This is a genomic window from Microcoleus sp. S36b_A4 (assembly GCF_036700645.1).
Lineage (GTDB): Bacteria > Cyanobacteriota > Cyanobacteriia > Cyanobacteriales > Microcoleaceae > Microcoleus.
The window spans coordinates 1-1,200 of the sequence record NZ_JAUBPI010000225.1; the positions used below are offsets into that span (position 1 = coordinate 1).

The window sequence follows — 1,200 nt, forward strand, 5'->3', positions numbered from 1 at the left end:
CTGGGGGGGTGACAAAGAGGTCTACGAGATAGACTGTATAAGGGTTGCAGCCCGCATACCTTGTTGATAAAAGCGGCGTTTAGAAGGACTTAACTTCATTAACTGTTCCACATCGAAAGAATATTGTTCGAGATAATGAACCCACTTTTCGGCATCTACGCCAACACCAAATGTACTCCGTCTACGATATTTTTTCTTGGGTTCTTTGCGACGAGATACATATTTTTGTACCTGCTTTTTTCTCAATTCAGTGCCTTGAAATATTGCCGAACTGTAGGCAAGCGTCATCAGGAGAATCATATTAATAAGTCTGTTTCCTTCGAGGCTAGTTCCTTCAAGATCGTAGCCTCCTTTTTTACAGTCTCGAAACATTTCTTCAATGCCCATCCGCTGCTTATAAGCATTGATTGCTGCTGGCAATGAACCTAAATCCGTGAGAATAAACCAAGCTTCTTTAACTTGATATTTCCCATAATTTCTTTTCCATTTACAAGCAAGCTCAAATCCGGTGGCAGGCCGACTTTTTCTCACTCTTTTTCCTTGAACATACAAAGAGGTTCCTGGTACTATCCCTAATTCATCTAACCGTTGCCAAATTAAATGTTCTATTTCGATACAATGATTCTTTTTAAGTCTTAAGCAAAACGACACACCCTTTGATTTAAGCCAATTTCCTAAATCAACAGAACAAAACTCACGATCCCCTAAAACGATGACTTTATATTCTGAAAACAATGGTAAAATTTGCTGTAAATTTGCTGTTTGCTCCTCCAAGTTACTGTTTCCTAATTTTGGCAATAATGACCAGTATAATGGAATTGCTCTTTTTTCCCAGATTAGGCTAACCATAAAAAGATTAATGCGCCCCCATTGACTGCGGTCAATTGCGATTGATAAACGAGTACCAATGGGGCAATAAGTGGTCAACCAATAAGTAATCAAGGGGAACCAAATTAATGAGATAGTTAAGTTTGGTAAATCCAGAAATCTTTGTATTTTTCTACGCCTACTTTCTGTTGTAATTGGATAAGGAAATACCCGTGCCAGTCTTTCTAATCTCACTTGTTTTTCTGATTGGATCACAGATAGCAAAATTGTCATTACAAGAAACTGAGCTTTCGTCAGTTGTTTTTTTAAATGAGTCTGGTAAAATGTTGGTATCATTATTTTTTGGATAGGCAAGCGTGTAACAATTATGCT

1 protein-coding gene is annotated in these 1,200 nt (G+C 37.8%); it reads right to left on the minus strand.

The annotated features are described in order from the left end of the window. Nucleotides 1–21: 21 nt before the first annotated feature. The gene (locus QUA03_RS28900; RefSeq protein ID WP_333217163.1) at nt 22–1,164 is read right to left on the minus strand and encodes an IS4 family transposase; all 1,143 of its coding nucleotides are present in this window, start codon (nt 1,162–1,164) and stop codon (nt 22–24) included. Between the last annotated feature and the right edge of the window lie 36 nt (nt 1,165–1,200).

What these genes read in the sequence shown, in the direction of transcription:
- QUA03_RS28900 (WP_333217163.1), bottom strand. Translation starts at nt 1,164, where the DNA reads ATGATACCAACATTTTACCAGACTCATTTAAAAAAACAACTGACGAAA.